Below are 22,803 nucleotides of genomic sequence, written 5' to 3'. Positions count from 1 at the left end.
GCTCACCGGACGGGCGCGCGCCCGACCGGCCGTACCTTCCTGGCCGTCCTCAACAGGCGTACCCCATCCGCCGGGACAGCTCCTCGCCCGCCGCCACCGTGCGCTTGACCACCTCCGGCAGCCGCTCCTCGTCCAGCCGGTACGCCGGCACCGACACGCTGATCGCGCCGATCACCGAGCCGTCGTGCGCCCGCACCGGGGCGGCGACCGCGCGCAGCCCCAGCTCCAATTCCTCCACCGCCACCGCGAAACCCCGCTCGACCACCTCCTCCAGCTGATCGCGGAGTTCGACCGGCGAGGTGACGGTCCGGTCCGTCAACCGGGGCAACTTCCGTGACAGCACGGCCTCTTGGACCGGCCGCGGCTGGTACGCCAGCAGCGCCTTGCCGCTGGAGGTGGCGTGCAGCGGGGTACGGCGGCCGAGCCAGTTCTGCGCGGTGACCGACGCCGGGCCGCGGGCCTGCATGATGTTGACCGCGGCATCGCTCTCCAGCACCGCGATGTTGACGGTCTCGCCCAGCTCGTCGGCGAGCGTCCGGCAGACCGCGGCGCCCTCCTGGGAGATGTCCAGCCGTACGGCCGCGGCGCCGGCCAGCCGCAACACCCCAGCGCCGAGGTAGTACTTGCCGCGCTCCTGCTCCTGGGCGACCAGCCCGCGGTGCTCCAGCACGCCCAGCAGCCGGAACGCGGTCGACTTGTGCACGCCCAGCTCATCGGCGATCTCGGTCACCCCGGCCTCGCCGAGTCTGGCCAGGATCTCCAGGACGGTGACCGCCCGGTCCACCGACTGCACCGCGCTCGCGGCGCCTCTGGGCGGTTTTCCGCCGGTGCCGTGCGCCGCCGTCCGGTCCGCTTTGCGCGCCGACTGCTCCGCCGCGGGCCCCTCCGCCTTGGCCGTATCCGTCATGGTCCGTTGTCACCACCCAGCTCGCTGCCACCGTCCAGCGGCCCGATCGGGCCGGTCTTTCCCGGGGACCCGCTTGACGCGTCGGGTCCCCCGCTGGATTCTGTTGCGCATAACGCTCTGTCGTGCGGATTGCGAAACTCAAGAGTACCGAACAGTAACAGTGGGGGCCCAGTGATTCCCGTCTGCCAACTCGCTGATCTGCCCGCCGGCGAGTCCGTTCGCCTCGACACCACCCCTCCGATCGCCGTCTTCAACGCCGACGGAGAGCTGTACGCCATCGACGACACCTGCACCCACCAGGACGCCTCGCTCTCGGACGGCTGGCTGGAGGGGTGTCTGGTCGAATGCCCGCTGCACGCCGCTTCATTCGATCTGCGCACCGGCGCCCCGACCTGCCTGCCCGCGCGCCGCCCGGTCCGCACCCACCCCGTGACGGTCGAGGACGGCACGGTCTACGTCCACCTCACCGCCGAGGAAGGCACCGCCGCATGAAGTCGGTCACCGTCATCGGAGCCTCCCTGGCCGGTCTGTACGCCGCCCGCGCCCTGCGCGCGCAGGGCTACGACGGCCGCCTGACGATCGTCGGTGAGGAGGCCCATCCGCCGTACGACCGCCCGCCGCTGTCGAAGGACTTCCTCACGGCGCCGTCCGGGGAGGGGAGTTCGGCCGCCGAGGACGCGGAGGACCGCCTCGCCCTCACCGACGCCGAGGAGCTGACCGCGCTCGACGCCGACTGGCTGCTGGGCACCCGCGCCACCGGCCTCGACCTCCGCCACCGCGCCGTGCGCCTGGACACCGGGCGCACCCTGACCACCGATGGTCTCGTCCTGGCCACCGGCGCCGCCCCGCTCCGGCTCCCCGGCCCCGCGCCGGCCGGCTCGTACACCCTGCGCACTCTGGACGACGCCCGCGCCCTGCGCGCCGAACTGACCCGCGGCCCGGTGCGGGTCGTGGTGATCGGCGGTGGTTTTCTGGGCGCCGAGGCCGCCTCCTCGTGCGCCGCCCTCGGCCACCGGGTCACCGTCGTGGAGGCCGCCCCCGTACCGCTCGCCCGTCAACTGGGCGCGGAAATAGCCCAGTTGTGCGCCACCCTGCACGCCGACCACGGCGTCACGCTGCTGACCGGCACCCGCGTACGGGCACTGCGCACCGCCGGCGACCGGGCGACCGCCGACGACGAGGCCACCGCCGCCGACCGCGTCACCGCCGTCGAACTCACCGATGGCCGCCTGCTGCCCGCCGATGTGGTCCTCACCGCCATCGGCGTCCGCCCGCACACCGACTGGCTGGACGGCTCCGGCCTGCCGCTCGGCGACGGCATCCGCTGCGACGCCGGTTGCGCCACCCCCGTCCCGGAAATCGTGGCGGCCGGCGACGTCGCCGAGGTGGCCGGCGTCCGCGCCGAACACTGGACCAGCGCCACCGAACAGGCCGCCACCGCCGTCCACAACCTCCTCGCCGGCCGCACCGTCCGCACCCACCGCGCGCTCCCCTACTTCTGGTCCGACCAGTACGGCGTCCGCATCCAGTTCGCCGGCCACCGCGCGCCCGGTGACACCCCGCGCATCATCGAGGGCTCCCCCGACGACCGCAGCTTCCTCGCCCGCTACGAACGCGCCGGCCGCCCCACCGCCGTCCTCGCCGTCAACCGGCCCCGGCCCTTCCAGCGCCACCGCCGGGAACTGGCCCGGGCCGGGGTGCCGGCCTCTGCCGGCTGAGCGCGGGCCCGGCGGCAGGCCCGCGGGTCTGTCCGGCCCGCCCACTCACCGTACGAATCCACCACCCAACACCCCTGTTTCGCCTGGAAGTTGGGATCTTCACCCGATGCGCCCGGCCGTCCCCCGGCCGCTACCGTCAGGCGCAAGGTGGCTCGCCGGGTGCTCCGCCGCAGTGGTACGGACTGCGGATCCTGCCCGGCACGTCGGAGCGAGGACCATGACGGCGGACGGCGGGAACCGGCTCGGTGGCATCGCGCCCGTACTGGCGGCGGCGGTGCTGTGGGGCACCGTGGGCCCCGCCCAACTCCTGGCCGACACGGGGGTGTCACCGGTGAGCCTCGGCGCCTGCCGGATGCTGCTCGGCGGACTGGTCCTCGGACTGTGCACCGCGCGGCCCGCCGGCTTGCGGTCCCTGCTGCGCCCGCGGGCCCGCGGCTGGCTGGTGGTCGGTGTCCTGGTCACGGCCGCCTTCCAGGTCTGCTTCCTGGAGGCGGTGCAGCGGACCGGCGCGGCGCTGGCGACCGCGGTCACCTTCGGGTCGGTACCGGTGGTGTCCGGGCTGTGCGCCCGGTGGTTCGGCGGCGAACCGATGACCGCCAAGTGGTGGGGCGGCACGGTCTGTTCGGTCGCGGGGATCGCGCTGCTGCTGGTGCCCGCGGGGGCGGCGCACGCCGACGTGCCCGGCGTCCTGCTCGGCACGGTGGCCGGTGCCGCCTTCGGCCTCTACATCACGGCCACCCGGCGGCTCGCCCGCCACGGCGCCGACCCCCGCGCCGCCGCGCCGGTGAGCGTCCTGGGCGCCGGGCTGCTGGTCTCGCCCTGGCTGCTGGTGGCACCCGGCGGGCTGGCCGCCCCGCGCGCCCTGCTGCTGATCGGCTGGCTGGCGCTGGGCACCACCGCCCTGGGCTACCTCCTCTTCACCCGCGGCGTGACCCGGATCAGCGCCGCCACCACCGGCACCCTGAGCCTGGCCGAACCGCTGGTGGCGACCCTGCTCGGCATCGCGCTGCTCGGCGAGCGGCCGACCGCGGTGGCGGCCTGCGGGGCCGCGCTGCTGCTCGGCGGCCTGGTCGTGGTCTCGCTCCCGGCCGGCCGGGGGCCGCGCTACCGGCCGTCGCCGTCCTCCGCCGCGGGCAGCCCGGCCCGCTCCCGGATCACGGCCTCCACCGCGTCCGGATCGTCCGGCGTGAGGAACGGCCGGACGTAACGGCCCAGATCGAGGATGAGCGCGGTGGACTTGCTCATCCGCTCCGGGTCCAGGCTCGCCCAGTAGCGCGGGTGCCCGGTGCCCCAGATCCGCCCCTGGCCGGTCAGCATGCCCATCTCCCGCCGCCGCACGCCGCGGATCTTGGTGTACGGGATGGTCTTGGTGCCCCAGGGGAAGTAATAGCCGCGCACCCGCACCGCGTCCTCGGTGCAGGTGATCCAGTGGTCCTCGTAGGGGGGCGTCGTGGTCGCCATGGCCGCCGTCCTCTCTCCGCCGGGTCCGCCCGGCCGGTTCGATCCGGTTGCGTCGAGCATACGGAGAGCGCGGACGGCGGGGAGGAGCGGGGCCGCCAGGGGAACGAAGGCGGCCGGGCGTGGCGGCCGTTGGCGGAAATCACCGGACACGGCCCGGCCCCCGCACCATAATCGGCGCCATGACCGCGCACCCCGCCGCATCCCCCGCCCCCGCTCCCCGGGGCATCACCCCGCAAGGCCCCTGGCTGTCCCCCGGAGTCGTGGTGATCACCGGCATCCAGGCCGCCGGCAAGTCCACCGTGGCGCAGGCACTCGCCGAGCGGCTGCCCCGGTCCGTGCATCTGCGCGGCGACGGCTTCCGGCGCAATATCGTCGGCGGCCGGGCCGCCATGACCCCGGACGCGCACGAAGAGGCCCTCGCCCAACTGCGGTTGCGGCACCGGCTGACCGCGCTGTGCGCGGACGAGTACGCCCGGGCCGGCTTCACCGTCATCGTGCAGGACATCCTCCTCGGCGAGCACCTGACCCGGATGACCACCGACCTGACCACCCGCCCGCTCGCCGTGGTCGCCCTGCTGCCCGCCCCGGAGACCGTCGCCGCCCGCGAGGCCGGCCGGCCCAAGACCGCGTACGGCCCGGACTGGAGCGTGGCGGACCTGGACCGCCTGCTGCGCGAGGAGACCCCCCGCGACCTCGGACTGTGGCTGGACACCTCCCGCCAGACCGTCTCCGAAACGGTGGACACGATCCTGGACCGCGCGTGGACGGAGGGCGCGGTGGCGTGAGGGCCGGCGGACGGAGACCGGCCCGCCGCCCGGAGAGGCACCGCGAGCCCGAGCCGCCCGCTCAGCTCCCGCCCCCCTTCCCCGCACCTCCGCCGCTGCCGTCCCCGCCGCCGTTCCCGTGGCCGCCGCCGTTCCCGTGCCCGCCGCCTCCGCCGTTCCCGGCCCGCTCACCCTGCGCCGGCGAAGGTTCCTGCCGCGACCCCGGCAGGAACTCGCTCTGGTTGTCGCGGCCGGCCGGCCAGAACACCGGCTCGTCGATCCCCGGGATGCGGAAGGCACGGATCTTGGCCTGGGTCTGCGGCGACAGCAGGTAGTCCTGCAGTGCTGTGGCACCCGCCTCGTTCACACCGCGCACCTTCGCGGGGTTCACCACGATGGTGACCATGACGCGCTGGAGGGTCGGGTCGCCCAGGACCAGGGGCTCCAGGTCGAGCCGCTTGTCCCGGAGGTAGTTCCGCAGCGGCGTCAGCCCCCACAGGGTGTATCCGCCGGCCGCCGCGGCGGCGTCCATCGCGTCCCCTTTCGCCAGCCCCTTGTCCAGGAACATCGTCTCGGGCACCTTCGCGGCCAGGGCGGTCGTTTTCGCCAGGTACGTCATCCCGTCGATGTTGTTGACGACCAGCGGCCGGCCCGACCGCGCGATCCGCTGGAACGCCACCACCAGGTCCGTCAGCCCGCGCACCTCGGCGGGATCGGACGCCGGCCCGGCCAGACACACCAGGTTGGACAGCACCGTGCGCGGCCACTTCCCGTACCCGCCCGTCACGAACGTGTCCACCTCGCTGTGCCCGAAGTGGGACAGCACGATGTCGGCCTGCCCCGCGCGGGCCGGCCCGTAGACGTCCTGTGCGACCGTCAGCCGCGTCCGGTATCCGCTCCTCGCTTCGAACTCCGGCAGCAGCACGTCGTACAGACCGCCGTCCCGGACGGTGGGAACGCTGATCAGCCGCACCAGCGAACCGTCCTTCGGCTTGCTCCCCGGCTTCCCCGCCGCCTTGTCCCCCGTCTCCTTCCCCGCGCCCTTCCCGGGCGCCTCCGCACTGCACGCCGACAGCACCGGCACACCCAGCACACCCGCCCCGACAGCACCGGCCGCACCCGCGGACAGGCGCAGGAAACCCCGCCGCCCCGCCACGACCTCCGACCCCGCCGCCGACATCTGCTCGAACCCCACCATGGACATCCCCACTCGCTGTGGACGACGTCGCGCCGCGGCAGATCGTAAACCAGCCACCGACCGCATATGCGACCCGATACCACCCTGATACCTGAGGATGTACCAGCCTTCCAGCCTTCTGTCCCTCACATATGCGCGCTGCCCGGCTCCCGCTGGGAGGCGGCTTCCCGGATCAGCGGCTCGAACTCCCGCCGTACGTAGGCGTCGAACGGCTCCGTCAGCGCGCCGTCGATGACCCGCCGCACCCGGCGCTCGGCCGCGAGCTCCTTCATCGCCGCGCGGGAGTCCGGCTCCACACCCCCGCCGATGATCAGCACCCCGAACTCCTCGGACTCCAGCAACTTCCGGGCCTCCTCGTCGGTGCTCACCCCCGCCGCCTCGAAGCCGTCCGCGCGCAGCGTGGCCAGCACATCCGCCACCCTGGCGGGCGTCCTTCCCAGTACCAGCGTCCTCATGGCATTCCTCTCGGGTACGTCGACATGGGCGCACCCCAGAACCTAGAAGCTCAACCGGACTTGAGGTCAAGCGCGCGCACCGCAGCATGCGGCCGTCCCACCGGCTGTGCGTCAGCAACGCCAACGTTTCGGCCCCCACCACCGCCTTGCGAGGCTCCGGGCCGGTAGCCGGAGTGAGGGGCCGCGGACGGCCTGGGGGTGGTGCCGTCCGCGGCCGCCGGAACGTCAGCGCATGGCCATGACGTTGGTGGCCTTCGCGCCGTGCACGTCGTAGATGACCTGTTGGCCGACGTCGGTGGTCTGCGTCTCCATGCCCGAGAAGGGCAGCTTGACCCCGTGCTCGTCGGCGATGATGCCCACACAGTCGCTCTTGTTGAACAGCACGATGGTTCCCTGTGGCATCGGTTCCTCCGTGGACGGACAGATCTCCGCGGCGGGCCGTTCCCGCCGACTGCGCTGGGTGGACAACCTATTACGGAACGTGTGCCATTGGGTAAGGGTCCGTCGGCCTGTCGGCCATACTTGACCGAAAGTCAGCTCTCCGTAGTTTCGCTATTGCGACCCTGCAAATTCCCCGAAGGCCCACCCGCCACAGGGCACCGGCTACCGGGCCGTGACCGACCCGGTAGCCCATGGCCGGGCAGGCCGCCTCACGTCCGGCGTGTGTCCGGTCCGGCTTCGTCGCCGAGGAGGAGGCCGGCCCCGGACGCATCCGCCCCGCGCGTCTCCCGGGTGTGCTGGTACGCCCAGAGGTCGCGGAACAGGCCCGGCCGGGCGACCAGTTCGGGGAAGGTGCCGTGCTGGACGACCTCGCCCTTGTCCAGGACGAGGATGCGGTCGGCGACCGCGACGTTCGTCAGCCGGTGGGTGATCAGGACCACCGCCCGGGTGGCCGCGATCTCCCGGAGGCCGGCGAAGATCCGGTGCTCGCCGAGCGGATCGAGCGCGGAGGTCGGCTCGTCCAGGACCAGCAGACCGGCCGGCCGGTGGAACGCCCGGGTGAGCGCGATCCGCTGCCACTGCCCACCGGACAGCTCCTGGCCGCCGAGCCAGTCGCGGGCCAGCACGGTGTCGAGGCCGGACCGGAGTTCGGCGAGCACCTCGTCGGCGCCGGACCGCGCGCAGGCGGCGTGGACATCGGCGTCGCCGCCCTCGGTGGGCCGGCCCAGGGTGATGTTCTCCCGGGCGGTCAGCGGCCAGCGCGCGTAGTCCTGCGGCACCAGCGCCACCTGCTCCCACATGGCCTGCGGGTCGAGGTCCCCGGTGGGTACGCCGTCCCAGGCGACCTCCCCGGTGGTGGGCAGGTAGAGGCCGCTCAGCAGCTTGGCCAGTGTGGTCTTGCCGCTGCCGTTGTAGCCGACGAGCGCGACGACCTCGCCGCGCCGCAGGGTGAACGAGACGCCGCGCAGCGCGTCCTGGGCCGCCTCCTCGTAGCGGAAGACCAGGTTCGTCACGCGGATCTCGCGCGGGGCGGCGGGGACGAGGGTGCCGCGCCGCATCCGGAAGCCGCCGGCCTCCTCCAGGAAGCGCGACCAGTCGTCCATGTAGAGGCCGGTGCGCATGATCCGGGCGCCGCCGGTGACCAGGCCGCGCAGCGCCGTTCCGGCCGTCTGGAGCGCGAACACCGCCGTACCGGCGTGGCCGACGCTCATCCGGCCGGTGGCCAGCAGCCACACCACCGCCGCCCAGACCACCGCCGAGGCCAGTCCGCCGCAGACCGCGCCCACCAGGGACATCCGCGCCCCGGTGTTGGCCGCCCGGCGGTCGGCGCGGTTGATCCGCTCGGTGATCTGCTGGTAGCGGCCGGCCAGGAAGCCGGCCATGGTGCCGGCCCGGATCTGGTCGGCGGCGTAGCGGTCGCAGACGTGCCAGCGCAGGATCGACAGCAGCCGGTAGTCGCCGCCGGCCCGCAGCCGGGCCAGATAGCGCACCCGGGCGGCGCTGATCTGGGCCACCGCCTGCGGCACACTGGCCAGGGCCAGCAGCGGCAGCAGCGCGGGGTGCAGCGCCGTCAGCACACCCGCGCCGGCCGCCAGCGAGGCGGCCGAGGCGATCAGGTCCTGGCCCTCCCCCACCAGGTCCTGGACGATCTCGGCGCCCCGGTCGGCGGCCTCCTTGCGGTGGGTGAAGCCCGGCGCGTCGTACGCCGACAGCTCGACCTCGGTGACCGCGCGCAGCAGCCGGAGCTCGGCCTCCCGGGACATCTGCGGCCCGAGCCGGGACGACAGCCAGGCGACGACGATGCCGAGCAGCGCCCGCACCCCGGCGGCGGCCGCCAGCAGGACCACCGACGGCCAGGCCCCGAGCAGCCGGCCGTAGAGGTCCCCGCCGGACAGCAGCGCGGTGATCGTCCCGCTCACCGCCAGCAGGCCCAGCGCCTGCATCGCGCCGGAGGCGACCTGGCAGAGCAGCAGCCCCAGCGCCGCCCGGGGGTCGGTCCGCCAGGCCAGCGCCACCGAGCGCCGCACCAGCCGCGGCAGCCGGCGCGCCATGTCGATCAGCCGGATCTGCCGGGCGGCCCGCTCCCGGCTGCCGGTCTGGTCGATATAGCGCAACTCCTCCGCGGCGGACGGATACGAGTCCGCCGCCACCTCAGGCTCAGGCTCCGGCTTCCGTTTCCCTTTCCAGCTACGACGTGTCCCGCCAACACTCTTGGCTGTCACGGCAGTTGACCCCTTTCACGCGTATCGCGCCCGCCGTCCGCCCGGTCCGGTCGTGCCCGGGCCGCGCCGGACCGCCGGTGTCAACCGCGCGCCGCGCCCGGACCGGCCGCCGGGACGCCGTTCGAACGGCACCGGGGCGCGGTCCGCCGTGCGGCGCGCTCCGCCGCCGAGGCGGGCAATGGGTACAGGTGCCCTACAGAACGGCCCACTCCGGACCCCGTAACGGGTGATCCGGGGGCAGATCCTGAACAGACGTTCCCCGGTCTGCCGGAAGCCCATGGAGCGCCTGCCCTCCGCCCACCGCCGGCCACTCGAACAGCTCGGGTCACTCGTCCGGGGTATTGCGGGCGGCCGGCCCGGCGGCCCGGCCCGGAGGCCCGGCCGCCACCGCCCTCCGCCGCGCCCGGTTCCGCCCCGCCGCCAGCGCGTAGCGGACCCGGCTGGCCTCCTCGCCCATCACCTCGGCGGTCTCCTCCACCGAGTGGCCCGCCAGGTCGTGGAGGACGAACGCGTCGTATTCCAGGGCGGGTTGGCGCAACACACCCGGCCGGCGCCGGGCCGCCGGGTTCCCGCTATCAGGGCCGCCGCCGCGCTCCCGGATGCGGGCGCTGACCAGCGCCCAGGCGCCGGCGGCCGGATTGGGGCGGCGGACGAGGTCGGCCCAGCGGATGGCGATCTCGCCCATGGCCTCGCCCAGGACCCGGGAGGCGGCCGGCTCCGGCAGATGGGCCAGCGCGTAGCCGAAGTAGCGTTCGCAGTACAGGGCGCAGAACGCCTCGAAGGCGGGCGGCAGGGTGACGGCCGGCCGGCGGACCGGGGCCCGGGTCATCCGAACGCCTCGGCGCGCGGGGTCCGGCGCTCGGGCACCAACCCGGTGGTGGCGCGGGCCAGTTGGCCGATCCGGGCGTGGTCCCACAGGGGCCGGATGTCGTCCGGGCGGCCGCGCAGCGCGCCGACGATCGCGCCGACGGTCTCCCAGTCGGGCACCAGCGAGCCGTGCAGCAGCCCGGTGAACTCCCCCGCGGTCAGGGCGTTCCCGCTGGTGCGGCAGATCTGCTCGGGGGCCGGGCAGGCGGCCGAGAGGTACAGCCCGCGCAGGGCGGCGTGCAGGCTCCCGGCGCGGGCCGGTCGGCGCCCGTGGGCGGCGTCCCACAGCGGACGGATCGCTTCCGGGTCGCCGCCGCAGGCGTGCACCATCCGCCGGGTGACCTTCCAGGAGGGGCTGCGTTCCCCGGAGAGGATCCGGGAGATGTACGAGGCGCTCACCCGGGCCTCGGCGGCCAGGCCGCGGAGCGTGGTGCCGCCGGTGCGCTGGAGGTGGGACAGCGCGGAGGCGAGTGCGGTGCCGGGGTCCTGGCCCGGTGGTCCGCTCTCCGTTCCGGGCCGGCCGCCGCCTTCGCCGCCGCGGCCCGAGCCGCCCTCGCCGCCCGGGTGCGCGCGCCGCGGCGGGGCGGCGGCCCGGCGCGGCTCACCGTCCGGACGGGCGGCGGGCGCCGGGGGATTCGGCCGGCCGGGCGGCTGGTCGGGGCGGGCGGCGGGGGCCGGCGGATCGGTCCGGCCGGCCTGGCGCGGGATCCCTCCCGGGACGGGGGCCGGGCCGGGCGCCCGCCGCCCGCGGCGCTGGGTCATCTTCCGGACGATGCGGTCCTTGGTGTACGCCCGGCCGACCTTGTCCACGCTGATGTGCAGCGCGGCGGCGATGGCCAGGCCCTTGTGGCCGCGGTCGCGGGCCTGCCGCACCACGGCGGCGGTGACGCATTCCAGGTCGCTGGTGAGCTCGACGACCTGGCGGAGCCCGGCAAGCGCGTCGCCGGCCCGTATGTGGGTGCGCAGGACGTCGAGCCGGCCGGCCATGTCGTCGACGAGGCGGAGCGCGTCCGCGTCGTGGGCCGCGGTGTCCGGGGTCCGGCGCGAACTGCGGAGTTTGCGGACGGCCCGGCCGCAGGCTTCGCTGCAGTACATCCGGCGCCGCCCGGGGCCGGTCCCGCTCTCGACCACGTTCGGGCAGCCGGGCCGGGGGCAGGGTACCGGACCGGGATCCTTGGGAGTCATCAGTCGTCATCCTTCCGGGGGGATATGCCACCGGGAACTCGCCGCGAAAATGGGCGATTTGCGGTTTGCCGGGGCGGCGTCCTCCGGCCCGCGGGGGCGCCGGGGGCGGCCCCGGCGCCGTGCCGGGTGGCCCGCCGCGGCGCCGGACGGCGATCCGGCGCCGCGGCGGGCCCGGGTCCCGCGCCACCGCCCGGCCGGGCCGCATCCGGTCCGGCCGGGCGCGCCCGACGCGGCGTCAGTTCGCGCGTCGGGGCTGGTGGTGGCGGCGGGAGCGGCAGAGCACGGCCAGCCCGGCCGCGGCCGCGACAGGCGCCCAGTGGGCCTCGGCCCCGTGCACCAGGACGTTCCCCAGATACGGGATCGCCAGGAACGCGCCCAGCGGGGCGGCGAGCCGGAGGTCGCACCGGACGCTGATCCGGGCGCCGCTGCGGGCGCCGGCGCGGGCGTTGACGGGGAAGTCACGGCGGGTCCCGGTTTCAACCGGGCCCCCGCGAGGGATGTTAGCTTCGTACCGCTTCAACTGGGCCTCCTCGGAGTGCCGGTGAAGTGATCGGCCGGGGGACAGCTGTCCCCCGCGATCGAGTGGGAAATGCGATGGAGCGGCCCTGGCGAGGCGTGGGAACCGGTGCCAGGGCCCTCTCGTGTCCCGGGACGGTACATCGTCACGGAAGCGACCACCAACGCTACAGTCGGTTAATGGCACGATTGCGATTGCCGTTGCCTTCCCAGTTGCGAATCGACCGCCCGGCCCCACAGCCGTTCGATTTCCCGGGCCCGCGCCTCGGCCTCCGAAGCCGCCCTTGATCCGGGGCGGATACCCCAACTCCCCGCCGCCCGCACTAGGGTGAACGCATGACCGACATGTGGGACGCATCGGCCCCCGGGGTCCTGCGGCTGCCCTCCGGCCGCCTGGTCCGCGGCCGCGCCCTGCGCCATCCGCTGCCGGACGGTCCGGCGCCCGGCTTCGGGGTGTACCTCCTGGGCAAGGAGCCGCCCGAAGTCCCTTGGGAGGCGCGGTGGTTGCGCTGGCCGGACTTCCGGCTGCCGAGCGACCGCGCGCGGGCCCGCGCCGTGCTGCGCGAGGCATGGGAGCGCGCGGCGGCCGAACGCGTCGAGCTGGCCTGCGGCGGCGGGCGCGGCCGGACCGGTACGGCGCTGGCCTGCCTGGCCGTCCTGGACGGCGTACGGCCCGACGAGGCGGTCGCGTTCGTCCGCCGGCACCACGACCGGCACGCGGTGGAGACCCCCTGGCAGAAGCGGTATGTCCGCCGCTTCGCCACCTGACGAGGACGGTGTTGCGGATGGGCAAGGCGAAGGCTCTGAAGTGGCTGGCGCTCGCGATGGGCGTGGCCTGTGTGGCGATCGGCGCGTACCACGTGGTGCTCGGCATCGTGTCGGTGCCGGGCGAGGAGGCGTCCGGCGCCACGGTCGACAGCCGGGAGCGCTTCTACAACGCGATCTTCCTGGGCTTCGGGCTCGCCTGGATCTGGACGGCCCGCCGGTCCCCGATCCCGGCGGCGGCGGTCCGCGTACTGACCGCGGTCTTCCTGCTCGGCGGGGTCGGGCGGGTGCTGTCCGTACTGGTCCACGGCTGGCCGCACTGGTTCCAGATCCCCCTGGCGGTGCTCGAACTCGGCCTGCCGCCGGTGTACTTCTGGCTGGCGGACGCGGACGAGAAGGCGGCGGCTCGGCGGGCGGAGGCGGGAGCGGCGGGGCCCGGAACGACGGGGGCCGGGGCGTCGGAGGTCCCGGGCGACTGAGGTGCTTCGCGGCTGCGAAGGCGGCGGGCGGTGGCCCCGGCGCACGGGGGCGCGGCCGGTCGGCCGCGCCCCCGCCCGTTCACCGGGTCGTCCCCGTCCGGGTCAGCCCCGGACGCTGCTCACCCACTTCTTGAAGGCGTGGATCTCGGTGTAGATGTCCGGGGTCGTCCCGCAGACCGAACCGACGCCGCGGCTGTCGACACCGACGATCTCCCAGCGGCCGGCCACCTGCCGCAGCAGCGGGGAACCGGAGTCGCCGTTGCACGGACCCTGGGTGTCCTGGGGGTTGTCGGCGCAGACGTCACCGGGCCGGATGCCCCAGGCATCGCTGCCGTCCGCCGGGTCCTTGACGCACTTGGGCGTGTCGGCGGGGATGGTCTTGGTGTCGAGCTGCTTGAGCAGCGTCGGCAGCTTGCTGTAGTCGCCGGCGCTCGCCGGGTCGTCGTAGCCCCAGCCGATCTCCCGGACCGGGGTGCCGGCCGGGGTCGCGGTACCGGCCAGCGCCACGGGCCGCTGCGCGACCCGGGTCTTCAGGTGCATCAGCGCCAGGTCGTTTCCGGAGCTGCGGTCGTCCGAGGCGATGTAGCCGGGCTGCACCGCGATCCGGTCGACACCGACCAGGGTCCCGCCCGTCGTACGGTCGTTGGAGCCGATCCGCAGCGTGAACTGCTCGGCCGGCTTGACGTCGAACGGCTTGCCGTCCGTGCCGGGCAGGGTCACGCAGTGCGCGGCGGTAATCACCCAGTCCGCGCTGATCAGCCCGCCCCCGCAGCGGTGGCGGGTGGGGTCGGCGGCGCCTCCTCCCTGGATCGAGACCATGAAGGAGTAGGCCGGGGCCGAACCGCCGCCAATGATCTTCGGCGAGTTGTCCGCGGGCGCGGCGGTCGCCGTCCCACTCGTGGCCAGGGCCCCGGCCAGGACGGTCACACCCGCCGCCGAGGCAAGCCCCGCCCGCTTCATGGCAGATATTCGTGTGTTGCGACGTTCCACGTATGAACTCCCCGTTCAAACACGCTGACTCAGTGGCCACACTGGCCACTTGCGCTATTTGACACCACACACGTCACAACTGGCTCGGCATTTCGAGAAGTTGCGGATGTGGGCGGGCCGGGGCGCGCCAGGCATGTCGCGGGAAGCTGGAGTTTCGGGTTGCGTACGGAAAGGGAGAGGGGCCGGGCCGGGAGCGGGTCAGGAACCGGGCAGGGTGCCGGGTACCTGGGCCGCGTCTCCCGTTCGTACCGCGTCGAGGACCGCCTCGTGGAGTGCGTCGAGACCGCCCGGTGGGATGGGTGCCGGGCTGCCTTCGAGGGCGTAGTGGTCCTCGGCGCCGGTGTACTGGACGCTGACACCGGCCGTGCCGTCGCCCCGGTCGGTGGTGGTGACGGTCAGATCGCCGGTGATGACACCGACCTCGACCGTCATCGCTCCACCGGGACCGGCGGTGACCCGGCCGGTGCGCGCGCCGGATTGCGGGGTGCTCACTGCTCGCAGGTGTCCAGCATCTCGGAGAGCTTGGCCTTCTCCGGTTCGGTGATGTTCAGGTGGTAGACGTGCTTGACGTCGGTCCAGGCCCGGGCGTACGTGCACCAGTAGGCGCGCCGGGGCGGGGACCACTGGTCCGGGGACTGGTCGCCCTTCTGGCGGTTGGACGCGGCGGAGACCGCGATGAGCTGGGAGTGGACGAGGTCGTTGGCGAAGGTCCGGCGCTCGGGGGTGGTCCACTCGTCGGCACCGGACCGCCAGGCGTTGGCCAGCGGCACGATGTGGTCGATGTCGAGCTGACCGGAGCGGTCGAAGGTCTTGGCGTCGTACTCGCTGAACCACGTACCGGAGACCGCCCGGCACTTCTCGTCCTGCTGGACGTCTTCCCCGTCGCGGGCCAGGACGACTTCGCGGGTGTCGCATTCGCCGTGCTGCTTGATCCAGTGCGGGAACTTGGCGCGGCTGTAGCCGTTCATCGAATGCGGCCGCGCTACGTGGAGCATGGCGAGCTCCTTGCGGGCGACGCCGGCGGACGGCGGCTCCGGGAGCCTGAGCGGAACGGCGTCGTCCACCGTGTCGGCGGGCCCGCCGGCGGGCCAGTCGGCGGAGACCGGCACCGGGTCCGGCGCGGGGGCGGCTGTCGCGGGGGTGGAGGCGGCGGGGAGAACGACGGCGGCGATCAGGGCGGTGGTGGTGGCGGCGCGGCGCCACCAGGCGTGAGTCAACACGCGGAGAGCATCACCCGGCGAAACGGTTCTGCATCCCGTTATTCACTCCATGGAGGGGAATTCCGGGTATTGCGGCCTCGGTTGGGGTGGTTGTCGGCTAGGGCAGGCGTCTGGTGACTAGTGGTCTGCGTGCTGTCCGTGCGGGGTCTCGGGCTGGCGTATCCAGGCGTCCAGGAGCCGCAGCGCCTCTTCGGAGCTGGAGCCGGCCTCGGCGGTGTAGACGCTCAGCCGCTGGTCGGGGTCGGCGGGCAGGGTGAGGGACTCGTAGTTGAGGGTGAGCGGGCCGACGACCGGGTGGTGGAAGTGTTTGCTGCCGTGCGTGTGCCGGTACACGTTCTGGTCGGCCCACCAGCGGCGGAAGTCCTCGTCCGCGATGGAGAGTTCGCCGACGAGTTCGGCCAGCAGCGGATCGTGGGGGTGGCGTCCGGCGTAGCGCCGGAGCGAGGCGACGATGTCGTGGGCGTGGGTGTCCCAGTGGGCGTACAGCGAGCGGGCGGTCTCGTCGCAGAACATGAACCGTACGAGGTTCCGCTCGCGGTGCGGCAGCGCCTCGAAGTCGGTGAGCAGCGCACGTGCCATCTGGTTGGAGGCGAGGACGTCCAGCCGCCGTCCCAGCACCAGGGCGGGGGTGTGGTCGAGGATCCGGAGCACGTCGCGCAGCCCCGGGCGGACCGCCTGGGGACGCGTCGGCGTGCGGCGGGGGCGGCCCGCGGCCGGCTTGGCGAGCTGGAACAGATGGGCGCGTTCGACGGGGTCGAGGCGCAGCGCGCGGGAGATGGCGTCCAGCACGGTCTCGGAGACGTTCAGCCGGCGTCCGCGTTCCAGGCGTACGTAGTAGTCGACGCTCACGCCCGCCAGGTGGGCGATCTCTTCGCGGCGCAGTCCCGGCACGCGCCGGGGGCCGCCGTCGTCGGACAGGCCCGCCTGGCGCGGGGGGATCCGTGCCCGCCGGGAGCGGAGGAATTCACCGAGTGCTGTGTTGCGGTCCATGCCGTTCACGATAGGGCCGGAGAGCGCCCCTGCGGCCCGTGAAAGGGGCACTGGCAGTCCCCCGGTCCGGCTGTCGCCGGGTCCGCCGGTCCCCGGGGCGGAGCGGACCCCCCGGAGGCCGGTCAGCGGCCGATTCCGGTGCTGAAGTGGATCGTGTCAAGACCGATCGGGCCAACTGCCTGTCGGTCGGCCTCTGTTCGTAGCGCACGAAGGGAACTCCTGTGTCGGAGACCAAGACATTCCTGATCACCGGCGTCAGCACCGGCCTGGGGCGCGCACTGGCGCGCGCGGCGCTGGCCGCGGGCCACCGGGTGGTGGGCACGGTGCGCACGCCCGCCGACGCCCGCGCCTTCGAGGCGCTCGCCGGCGACGCGCACGCCCGCATCCTGGACGTGACCGACCATGACGCGGTGGACGCGGTCGTGGACGGGACCGAGCGCGACCTGGGCCCGGTCGACGTCCTCGTCGCCAACGCCGGGTACGGCCATGAGGGCCTCTTCGAGGAGTCCTCGATGGACGACCTGCGCCGCCAGTTCGAGGTGAACGTCTACGGAATGGTGGCGGTGGTCAAGGCCGTGCTGCCGCATATGCGCGAGCGCCGCCGCGGCCACATCCTCGCCGTCACCTCGATGGGCGGGCTGGTCACCATGCCGGGCCTCAGCTTCTACCACGGCAGCAAGTTCGCGGTGGAGGGCATCCTCGAAACGCTCGGCAAGGAGGTCGCCGATTTCGGGATCCATGTCACCGCCGTCGAGCCGGGCAGCTTCCGGACCGACTGGTCCGGCCGCTCGATGGTCCGCGCACCCCGTGCGATCGCCGACTACGACGAGCTGTTCGAGCCGCTGCGCGCCCGGCGCATCCACGGCCGCGGGACCCAGCCGGGCGACCCGGACAAGGCCGCGGCCGCGGTGCTGCGCATCGTGGCGGCCGACCAGCCGCCGGCGCGCCTGCTGCTCGGCACCGACGCGCTGCGGCTCGTCCGGGCCGGCCGCGACGCCTTCGACCGCGAGATGCTGGCCTGGGCCGAGCTGTCGGCCTCCACCGACTTCGACGACGTCGTCGGCCGGTCCGTCTGACGCCACTCTCGCCGTCGTCACCGAGCTCGTCCGGTGCGGCCGGGGCCCGGAACGGACCCGGCCGCACGGCTCAGCGGGCCACCATCCGGTCGTGTGCCCAGGTGGCCAGCAGCTGGAGCGCGGTGTGGGAGGGGGAGTCCTCCTCCACGGTGTGCGCGATCAGTGCCTGGTCGGGGTCGTCGGGGAGGCGCAGGGTCTCGAAGCCGAGGTCGAGGCGGCCGACGACGGGGTGGTGGTAGACGTACCGGCCGTGGGTCTTGTCCTTGAGCCCGTGCTCGGCCCAGGCGTCGCGGAACTCGGGGCTGGCGGCGGAGAGTTCATCGAGCAGGGCGGCGGTGTCCGGGTCGTCGGGGTGGCGACCGGCGTCGAGGCGGAGATAGGCGGCGACATCCCTCGCCTTGGCGCGCCAGTCGTCGTAGAGGGCGCGCATGCCCTCGTCCAGGAAGACCAGGCGGGCGAGGTTGCGGCGGTGCGGGGGCAGCGCGCCGAAGTCGGTGATCAGGGCGGCGGCGAGGCTGTTCCAGGCGAGCACGTCGGTGTTGCGGCCGACGATGTAGGCGGGCACGTCGGCGGCGGAGTCCAGCAGCCGGCGCAGGCCCGGGCGTACGGTCTGCGCGCGCTGCGGGCCGTCCGCGCGGTCGGGCCCGTCCCAGGGGCGGGCGAGCCGGTAGAGGTGGGCGCGCTCGACGTCGTCCAGGCGCAGGGCCCGCGCCACGGCGTCCAGCACCGCCTCGGAGAAGTGCAGGGTGCGGCCCTGTTCGAGGCGGATGTAGTGGTCCACGCTCACGCCGGCGAGCTGCGCCAGCTCCTCGCGGCGGAGCCCGGGGACCCGCCGCCGGCTCCCGTGGTCGGGCAGTCCCAGCTCGGCCGGCCGCAGCCGGGCGCGGCGGGAGCGCAGGAACTCCCCCAGTTCTTCACGTCGGTCCCATGCCATGCCCCGAGTATCCCGCGCAGGCGGCCGGCCCGGGACCGCTCAGCCTGGTCATGCCATGCCCAGGCACGGCCCGGCACTGGGTGGAACGGCGGCGGGCCGCCACAGTGGTGATCGGCGCCGGACACGGCTCCGACTGCCACCCGTTATCCACCAAACCCCTTTCGCAATACGGGAGTTACGCATGAGCACGACCACCAGTACGTCCGCCCTTCCCACCCTTCCGCTCGGCGGGACGGGTATGGAGATCACCCGTGTCGGTTTCGGTTCCTGGGCGGTGGCCGGGGCCGGTTGGCAGTTCGGCTGGGGCGCGACCGATGACGAGGCGTCGGTCGCGGCGATCCGGTACGCGATCGCCTCCGGCGTCAACTGGATCGACACCGCCGCCGTCTACGGGCTCGGCCACTCCGAGGAGCTGGTCGGCCGGGCGATCGCCGGTCTCCCGGAGGCGGACCGCCCGTTCGTCTTCACCAAGGCCGGGCTGGTGTGGGATCCGGAGAATCCGCAGGCCGCGCCCCGGCGGTGCATGCGGCCCGCCAGTGTGCGCCGGGAGGTCGAGGACTCGCTGCGGCGGCTGGGCGTGGACCGCATCGACCTCTACCAGGTGCACTGGCCGGACACCGGTGCGTCCCTGGAGTACGCCGGGGACGGCAGCGGGCCGGTCTCGCCGGACGCCACGCCGCTGGAGGAGTACTGGCAGGTGATGGCCGACCTCAAGGCGGAGGGCAAGGTGCGGGCGATCGGCCTGTCGAACCACTCGCCGGAGCAGCTCGCGGCGGCCGAGCGGGTGGCGCATGTGGACGCGATCCAGCCGCCGTTCTCGGCGATCAACCGCTCGGCGGCGGACGAGATCGCCTGGGCCGCCGCCAACGGCACCGGCGTGATCGTCTACTCGCCGCTCCAGTCGGGGCTGCTGACCGGGACGTTCTCGGCGGAACGGGTGGCGGGGCTGCCGGCGGACGACTGGCGCCGGTCGCACCACGACTTCACCACCCAGCTGGCGGCGAACGTCGCGCTGGCGGAGGGGCTGCGCCCGGTGGCCGAGCGGCACGGCGCGACCGTCGCCGAGGTCGCCATCGCCTGGACGCTGGCCTGGCCGGGGATCACCGGCGCGATCGTCGGCGCCCGTACGGCCGCCCAGGTCGACGGGTGGCGGAACGCGGGCGGGCTGCGGCTGACCGCGGCGGACCTGGCGGAGATCGCCGCCGTGATCACCGCGACGGGGGCGGGGAGCGGGCCGGCGCAGCCCTGACGGCCCGCCACGGCAGAGCGCGCAGGGCGCTGCGGGCGCTCGTACGGTGCCTGGGGCTTCGGGGTGCCTGGCGCGTCACGGCCGCTCGTACGGTGCCTGGCGTGCCTGGGATGCCTGGCGCGTCACGGCCGTTCGTGCGGTGGTGGGGGCGGGAGTGTGCCCAGGTCGGGAGCCGGTTCCGGCCAGACGAGGAGGACCGGGCAGGGCGCGTGGTCGACCACGAAGCGGCTGGCCGGGGCCAGGCTGCGCGGGCCGAGGTGGGCGCGGTCGCCGTCGCGGGCGAGGATCAGCAGGTCCGCGCCCTCGGCGGCGGCGACCACGGCGCGTTCGGGGCGGCCGGTGCGCTCCTGCGTAGTGCAGGGCCGGCCGAGGCGTTCGGCGGCGGCGCGCAGCAGTTCCCCGGCGGAGGAGGCGGCCAGGTCCTCCAGGCGGGTGCCGGGGTCGCGTTCGCGGTGGCCGCGGCCGAGCAGTCCGGCGTAGGCGCCGTGCGCGGCGGCCGGGGCGTCGGGGGCGGAGACGTGCAGCAGCACCAGCTCGGCGCCTTGGGGGGCGTGGCGGCGGGCGGCGTCCACGCAGGCCGGCCAGGTGCCCTCGACGATCCAGACGATGACGGTCACGTGGCCGGTCCTTCCCTCGTCAGCCCCCGAGAGCGGCCCTCTGTAACGGCCCCCGAGCACGTGCTCAGCCCCCGAGGGCGTGCAGCGACAGCCACAGTGCTACCACGGCGAGCACCAGCGCGGCCGGTACCACGAGCACGCCGAGCAGGGTGAATTCGCCCAGCGCCACCTCCGTCTCGTGCTCGCGGACGATCCGCCGCCACAGCAGGGTGGCCAGGGAGCCGGCGTAGGTGAGGTTGGGGCCGATGTTGACGCCGAGCAGGACGGCGAGCACGGCGCCGGGCCCGGCGGGGGCGGTGAGCGGCACCAGGACGAGGGTGGCGGGCAGGTTGTTGATGACGTTCGCCAGGACGGCGGCGAGCGCGGCCAGGGCCAGCAGGGCGGGCAGGGAGCCGCTGTGCGGGACGAGGTGGGCCAGCCCGGCGGCCAGTCCGTTGTCGACCACCGCGCGGACCACGATGCCGAGCGCCAGGACGAAGGCGAGGAAGAGCGGGGCGGCGGAGCGGACCAGGGCGGCCGGGGTGGTGCGGCGTTGGACCAGCGCCCGGACCGCGAGCACCAGGGCGCCGGCCAGCGCCGCCCACACCGGGTTCACGTCGAGCACCGAGGTCAGGACGAAACCGCCCAGCGTGCCGGCCACGGTGACCAGCGCGAACAGCGGCAGCCGGGGCGGTTCCGCGGGGGCCGGGACGGGCGCCCCGGCGTCCAGGTCGGTGGCGAAGAAGCGGCGCAGTACGGCGTACTCGACACCGATCGCGGCCAGCCACGGCAGCGCCATCAGGGCGGCGAAGCGGGTGAAGGTCAGGCCGCTGGCGGCGAACGCGAGGAGGTTGGTGAGGTTGGAGACCGGCAGCAGCAGGGACGCGGTGTTGGAGAGGTGGGTGCAGGCGTAGACGTGCGGTTTGGGGCGGGCCCCCAGGCGCGCGGCGGTGGCGAAGACCACCGGGGTGAGCAGCACGACGGTGGCGTCCAGGCTGAGGACGGCGGTGACGGCCGAGGCGACGACGAACACCTGGGTCAGCAGCCGGCGCGGGCGGCCGCGCGCGGACCGCGCCATCCAGGCGCCGCACGCCCGGAACAGCCCCTCGTCGTCGCACAGCTGGGCCAGTACGAGGACGGCGGCCAGGAAGCCGATCACCGGGCCGAGCCGCGCGGCCTCCTCCTGGACGTGGGCCGGCGGGACCGCGCCGACGGCGATCAGCACCGCGGCGGCCGGGACCGCGACCGCCGCCTCGGGCCAGCCCCACGGCCGTACCACCGCGCAGACCAGGACGGCCACCAGGAGGCCGGCGGAGAGCGCTTCGGCCAGCGACGTGTTCAGGATCGGCTCCTTGGGGAGGGGGCGGCGGGCGCCTCGGGGCGGGAGGAGGCAACGGTAACTTCCGGGCGTTCGGGATCTGCCGGGCACCCGCCGGGCGGCGCCCGCGGGGGGGGCGGGGGGCCGGGTCGGTTATGCGCCAGGCCCGGTGGGACCGCTGACGTCCGCCGACTGCCGCCCGGGCTCGCCGCCTGGGACACTTCCCCGGTGATCATCAGACGTGCGGTGCACCAGGACGTGCCGGGCTTCCTCCGCCTGGCCGGGCAGGTCGAGCAGTGGTTCGGCCCGATGGTCGGGGACCCCGGCTTCCGGGCGGCGGTGGAGCGGCACATCGACCGCGGCGCGGCGCTGGTCGCCGCCGGCGGCGCGTCCCCGGAGGCGCCGGGCCTCCTCGGCGGCCTGCTGTTCGGGCCGCCCGCCGCCGGCTCGCCCGGCCCGGACCGCCACCGCGTCAACTGGCTCGTGGTGGCGGAGGGATGCCGCGGCCGGGGCGTGGGCCGGGCGCTGCTGGCGGACGCGGTACGGCGGTTCGTCAGCCGGCCGGGCACGGTGGAGGTGGTGGCCTTCGGGAGCGACCACCCGGGCGCCGAGGCCAGCGGGGCGCGCCGCTTCTACGAGTCCCTCGGCTTCACCCCCGCCGAGCCCGCCCCGCCGGGGCCGGAGGGCGGCTCCCGTCAGGTGTACCGGATGAGGTGCGAACCGGCCACCCTGCTCCGCGGATCGGCGTGAATGAGGGGGTGGCCCCCCGGAGTGGGCCAAGGTGGGGCACAGTGGTGCCGGCCCCGGGGCCGGCCGGGACAGGTCACCGCGGAGTGGAGAGGTCACAGGAGATGGGCGAGGCGACGGACATGGGGAGCGGCACCCGACCGGATGCGGAAGCGGGCGCGGCGACGGGCACGCTGCCGGGGGCGCCGGACGGGCAGGTGAGGAGCCGTCAGCGCGGTGATCGGCCGCCGCACGCGCAGGCCGTGTTCGGGGTCGGCGTCATCGTGCTGGACACGGACGGCCGGGTGCTGCTCGGCCGGCACCGCGCGGGCACGTGGGAACTGCCCGGCGGCAAGGTCGATCCGGGTGAGAGCGTGCGCGCCGCGGCGGCCCGGGAGCTGCGCGAGGAGACCGGGCTGGTCACCGAGCCGGACGAGGTCCGGGTCTTCGCGATGCTGCACGACGACCTCCACGGCCACGGCCTGAACCGCATCACGATGGCGGCCCTGGTCACCCGCCACCGGGGCACGCCGTACGCGGCGGAGCCGCAGCACGTCGACCGGTGGGAGTGGCACTCCCCCGGCGCGCTGCCCGGCCCGCTGTTCACCCCGTCCGCGCAGGTTCTCACCGTCTGGCGCCCGGAGCTGCCGATCAGCGCGCCCGCGGCGCACCGGCTGGACGTGATGTGCGTGGGGATGACGTGAGGGCGGGAGCGGCGTAACGGGC

General features: G+C 74.5%; 26 protein-coding genes. 10 read left to right on the top strand and 16 right to left on the bottom strand.

The genetic code is table 11. From position 1 onward, the window contains the following. Window positions 1-49 precede the first annotated feature (49 nt). Window positions 50-907 carry an IclR family transcriptional regulator gene (locus tag ADL22_RS06385; protein ID WP_234430562.1) on the bottom strand — a complete coding sequence of 286 codons (858 nt, stop codon included), beginning with the start codon at window positions 905-907 and terminating at the stop codon, window positions 50-52. Between the two features lie 171 nt (window positions 908-1,078). On the opposite strand from ADL22_RS06385, the gene ADL22_RS06380 reads away from it, so the two are divergent. The 3 genes from ADL22_RS06380 (at window position 1,079) to ADL22_RS06370 (ending at window position 3,832) form a co-directional block, all read left to right on the top strand. Further along, a complete protein-coding gene (locus tag ADL22_RS06380) occupies window positions 1,079-1,399 on the top strand; it encodes a bifunctional 3-phenylpropionate/cinnamic acid dioxygenase ferredoxin subunit (RefSeq protein WP_066974549.1) in 321 nt (106 codons plus the stop codon). Further along, a complete protein-coding gene (locus ADL22_RS06375) occupies window positions 1,396-2,625 on the top strand; it encodes an NAD(P)/FAD-dependent oxidoreductase (protein ID WP_066974546.1) in 1,230 nt (409 codons plus the stop codon). The genes ADL22_RS06380 and ADL22_RS06375 overlap by 4 nt, the downstream gene beginning before the upstream one ends. A gap of 217 nt (window positions 2,626-2,842) precedes the next feature. Next, window positions 2,843-3,832, top strand: coding sequence for a DMT family transporter (locus tag ADL22_RS06370; RefSeq protein WP_079063883.1), 990 nt, complete (start codon window positions 2,843-2,845; stop codon window positions 3,830-3,832). Here the strand turns inward: ADL22_RS06370 and ADL22_RS06365 are convergent. Then, a complete protein-coding gene (locus tag ADL22_RS06365) occupies window positions 3,730-4,086 on the bottom strand; it encodes a hypothetical protein (protein WP_066974544.1) in 357 nt (118 codons plus the stop codon). The two genes, ADL22_RS06370 and ADL22_RS06365, sit on opposite strands and share 103 nt — an antisense overlap. 179 nt (window positions 4,087-4,265) lie before the next feature. Here ADL22_RS06365 and ADL22_RS06360 point away from each other — a divergent pair, with 179 nt between their 5' ends. Next, a complete protein-coding gene (locus ADL22_RS06360; protein ID WP_079063882.1) occupies window positions 4,266-4,871 on the top strand; it encodes an AAA family ATPase in 606 nt (201 codons plus the stop codon). A gap of 61 nt (window positions 4,872-4,932) precedes the next feature. Here the strand turns inward: ADL22_RS06360 and ADL22_RS06355 are convergent, their stop codons facing one another. The 7 genes from ADL22_RS06355 to ADL22_RS34525 all read right to left on the bottom strand — a co-directional run bounded on the left by ADL22_RS06355 (window position 4,933) and on the right by ADL22_RS34525 (window position 11,738). After that, on the bottom strand, window positions 4,933-6,054 hold the full coding sequence (locus tag ADL22_RS06355) for a hypothetical protein (RefSeq protein WP_066974542.1): 1,122 nt from the start codon (window positions 6,052-6,054) through the stop codon (window positions 4,933-4,935). Between the two features lie 119 nt (window positions 6,055-6,173). Next, window positions 6,174-6,503, bottom strand: coding sequence for a hypothetical protein (locus ADL22_RS06350; RefSeq protein ID WP_066974540.1), 330 nt, complete (start codon window positions 6,501-6,503; stop codon window positions 6,174-6,176). Between the two features lie 225 nt (window positions 6,504-6,728). After that, window positions 6,729-6,905 carry a hypothetical protein gene (locus tag ADL22_RS35660; RefSeq protein WP_199836228.1) on the bottom strand — a complete coding sequence of 59 codons (177 nt, stop codon included), beginning with the start codon at window positions 6,903-6,905 and terminating at the stop codon, window positions 6,729-6,731. Between the two features lie 248 nt (window positions 6,906-7,153). Beyond that, window positions 7,154-9,094 carry an ABC transporter ATP-binding protein gene (locus ADL22_RS06345; protein ID WP_234430561.1) on the bottom strand — a complete coding sequence of 647 codons (1,941 nt, stop codon included), beginning with the start codon at window positions 9,092-9,094 and terminating at the stop codon, window positions 7,154-7,156. A gap of 397 nt (window positions 9,095-9,491) precedes the next feature. Next, on the bottom strand, window positions 9,492-9,995 hold the full coding sequence (locus ADL22_RS06340) for a hypothetical protein (RefSeq protein WP_066974538.1): 504 nt from the start codon (window positions 9,993-9,995) through the stop codon (window positions 9,492-9,494). Continuing rightward, window positions 9,992-11,218, bottom strand: coding sequence for a helix-turn-helix domain-containing protein (locus tag ADL22_RS36610; RefSeq protein ID WP_066974536.1), 1,227 nt, complete (start codon window positions 11,216-11,218; stop codon window positions 9,992-9,994). The genes ADL22_RS06340 and ADL22_RS36610 overlap by 4 nt, the downstream gene beginning before the upstream one ends. Before the next feature lie 235 nt (window positions 11,219-11,453). Then, window positions 11,454-11,738, bottom strand: a complete 285-nt coding sequence (locus ADL22_RS34525; protein ID WP_066974534.1) for a hypothetical protein — start codon at window positions 11,736-11,738, stop codon at window positions 11,454-11,456. Window positions 11,739-12,070: 332 nt separating this feature from the next. Between ADL22_RS34525 and ADL22_RS06325 the strand changes: the two genes are divergently transcribed. Beyond that, on the top strand, window positions 12,071-12,502 hold the full coding sequence (locus ADL22_RS06325) for a protein-tyrosine phosphatase family protein (protein WP_066974532.1): 432 nt from the start codon (window positions 12,071-12,073) through the stop codon (window positions 12,500-12,502). Window positions 12,503-12,519: 17 nt separating this feature from the next. After that, on the top strand, window positions 12,520-12,978 hold the full coding sequence (locus ADL22_RS06320; protein ID WP_066974530.1) for a DUF4345 domain-containing protein: 459 nt from the start codon (window positions 12,520-12,522) through the stop codon (window positions 12,976-12,978). A gap of 102 nt (window positions 12,979-13,080) precedes the next feature. Here ADL22_RS06320 and ADL22_RS06315 read toward each other — a convergent pair whose 3' ends face one another. The 4 genes from ADL22_RS06315 to ADL22_RS06300 form a co-directional block, all read right to left on the bottom strand. Further along, entirely contained in the window at window positions 13,081-13,938 is an 858-nt protein-coding gene (locus ADL22_RS06315) for a S1 family peptidase (protein WP_066974528.1), read from the bottom strand. Between the two features lie 228 nt (window positions 13,939-14,166). After that, window positions 14,167-14,400: a hypothetical protein gene (locus ADL22_RS06310; RefSeq protein ID WP_234430565.1), complete on the bottom strand. Its 234-nt coding sequence runs from the start codon at window positions 14,398-14,400 to the stop codon at window positions 14,167-14,169. Window positions 14,401-14,456: 56 nt separating this feature from the next. After that, window positions 14,457-15,188, bottom strand: coding sequence for an HNH endonuclease family protein (locus ADL22_RS06305; RefSeq protein ID WP_066974524.1), 732 nt, complete (start codon window positions 15,186-15,188; stop codon window positions 14,457-14,459). A gap of 117 nt (window positions 15,189-15,305) precedes the next feature. Next, window positions 15,306-16,178, bottom strand: coding sequence for a helix-turn-helix transcriptional regulator (locus ADL22_RS06300; protein ID WP_066974522.1), 873 nt, complete (start codon window positions 16,176-16,178; stop codon window positions 15,306-15,308). Between the two features lie 221 nt (window positions 16,179-16,399). Here ADL22_RS06300 and ADL22_RS06295 point away from each other — a divergent pair, with 221 nt between their 5' ends. Beyond that, on the top strand, window positions 16,400-17,254 hold the full coding sequence (locus ADL22_RS06295; RefSeq protein ID WP_066974520.1) for an oxidoreductase: 855 nt from the start codon (window positions 16,400-16,402) through the stop codon (window positions 17,252-17,254). A gap of 70 nt (window positions 17,255-17,324) precedes the next feature. Here ADL22_RS06295 and ADL22_RS06290 read toward each other — a convergent pair whose 3' ends face one another. Continuing rightward, window positions 17,325-18,188 (bottom strand): helix-turn-helix transcriptional regulator, encoded by an 864-nt coding sequence (locus ADL22_RS06290; protein WP_066974518.1) that lies wholly within the window; start codon window positions 18,186-18,188, stop codon window positions 17,325-17,327. A 181-nt stretch (window positions 18,189-18,369) separates the two neighbouring features. Between ADL22_RS06290 and ADL22_RS06285 the strand changes: the two genes are divergently transcribed. Further along, window positions 18,370-19,437, top strand: coding sequence for an aldo/keto reductase (locus ADL22_RS06285; RefSeq protein WP_066974516.1), 1,068 nt, complete (start codon window positions 18,370-18,372; stop codon window positions 19,435-19,437). A gap of 122 nt (window positions 19,438-19,559) precedes the next feature. Here ADL22_RS06285 and ADL22_RS06280 read toward each other — a convergent pair whose 3' ends face one another. Both ADL22_RS06280 and ADL22_RS06275 read right to left on the bottom strand, forming a co-directional pair. Next, the gene (locus ADL22_RS06280) at window positions 19,560-20,054 is read right to left on the bottom strand and encodes a universal stress protein (protein ID WP_066974513.1); all 495 of its coding nucleotides are present in this window, start codon (window positions 20,052-20,054) and stop codon (window positions 19,560-19,562) included. Between the two features lie 64 nt (window positions 20,055-20,118). Continuing rightward, a complete protein-coding gene (locus tag ADL22_RS06275) occupies window positions 20,119-21,375 on the bottom strand; it encodes an SLC13 family permease (protein WP_066974635.1) in 1,257 nt (418 codons plus the stop codon). Between the two features lie 204 nt (window positions 21,376-21,579). On the opposite strand from ADL22_RS06275, the gene ADL22_RS06270 reads away from it, so the two are divergent. Together ADL22_RS06270 and ADL22_RS06265 are read left to right on the top strand one after the other, a co-directional pair. Further along, window positions 21,580-22,101: a GNAT family N-acetyltransferase gene (locus ADL22_RS06270; RefSeq protein WP_066974511.1), complete on the top strand. Its 522-nt coding sequence runs from the start codon at window positions 21,580-21,582 to the stop codon at window positions 22,099-22,101. A 101-nt stretch (window positions 22,102-22,202) separates the two neighbouring features. Beyond that, window positions 22,203-22,781, top strand: coding sequence for a nucleotide triphosphate diphosphatase NUDT15 (locus ADL22_RS06265; RefSeq protein ID WP_324615510.1), 579 nt, complete (start codon window positions 22,203-22,205; stop codon window positions 22,779-22,781). Window positions 22,782-22,803 lie beyond the last annotated feature (22 nt).

The sequence above is a fragment of the Streptomyces sp. NRRL F-4489 genome (assembly GCF_001509485.1).
Classification (GTDB): Bacteria; Actinomycetota; Actinomycetes; order Streptomycetales; family Streptomycetaceae; genus Streptomyces.
Note: the sequence above shows the minus strand (reverse complement) of the source record. Positions and strands in the feature narration are given on the sequence as shown.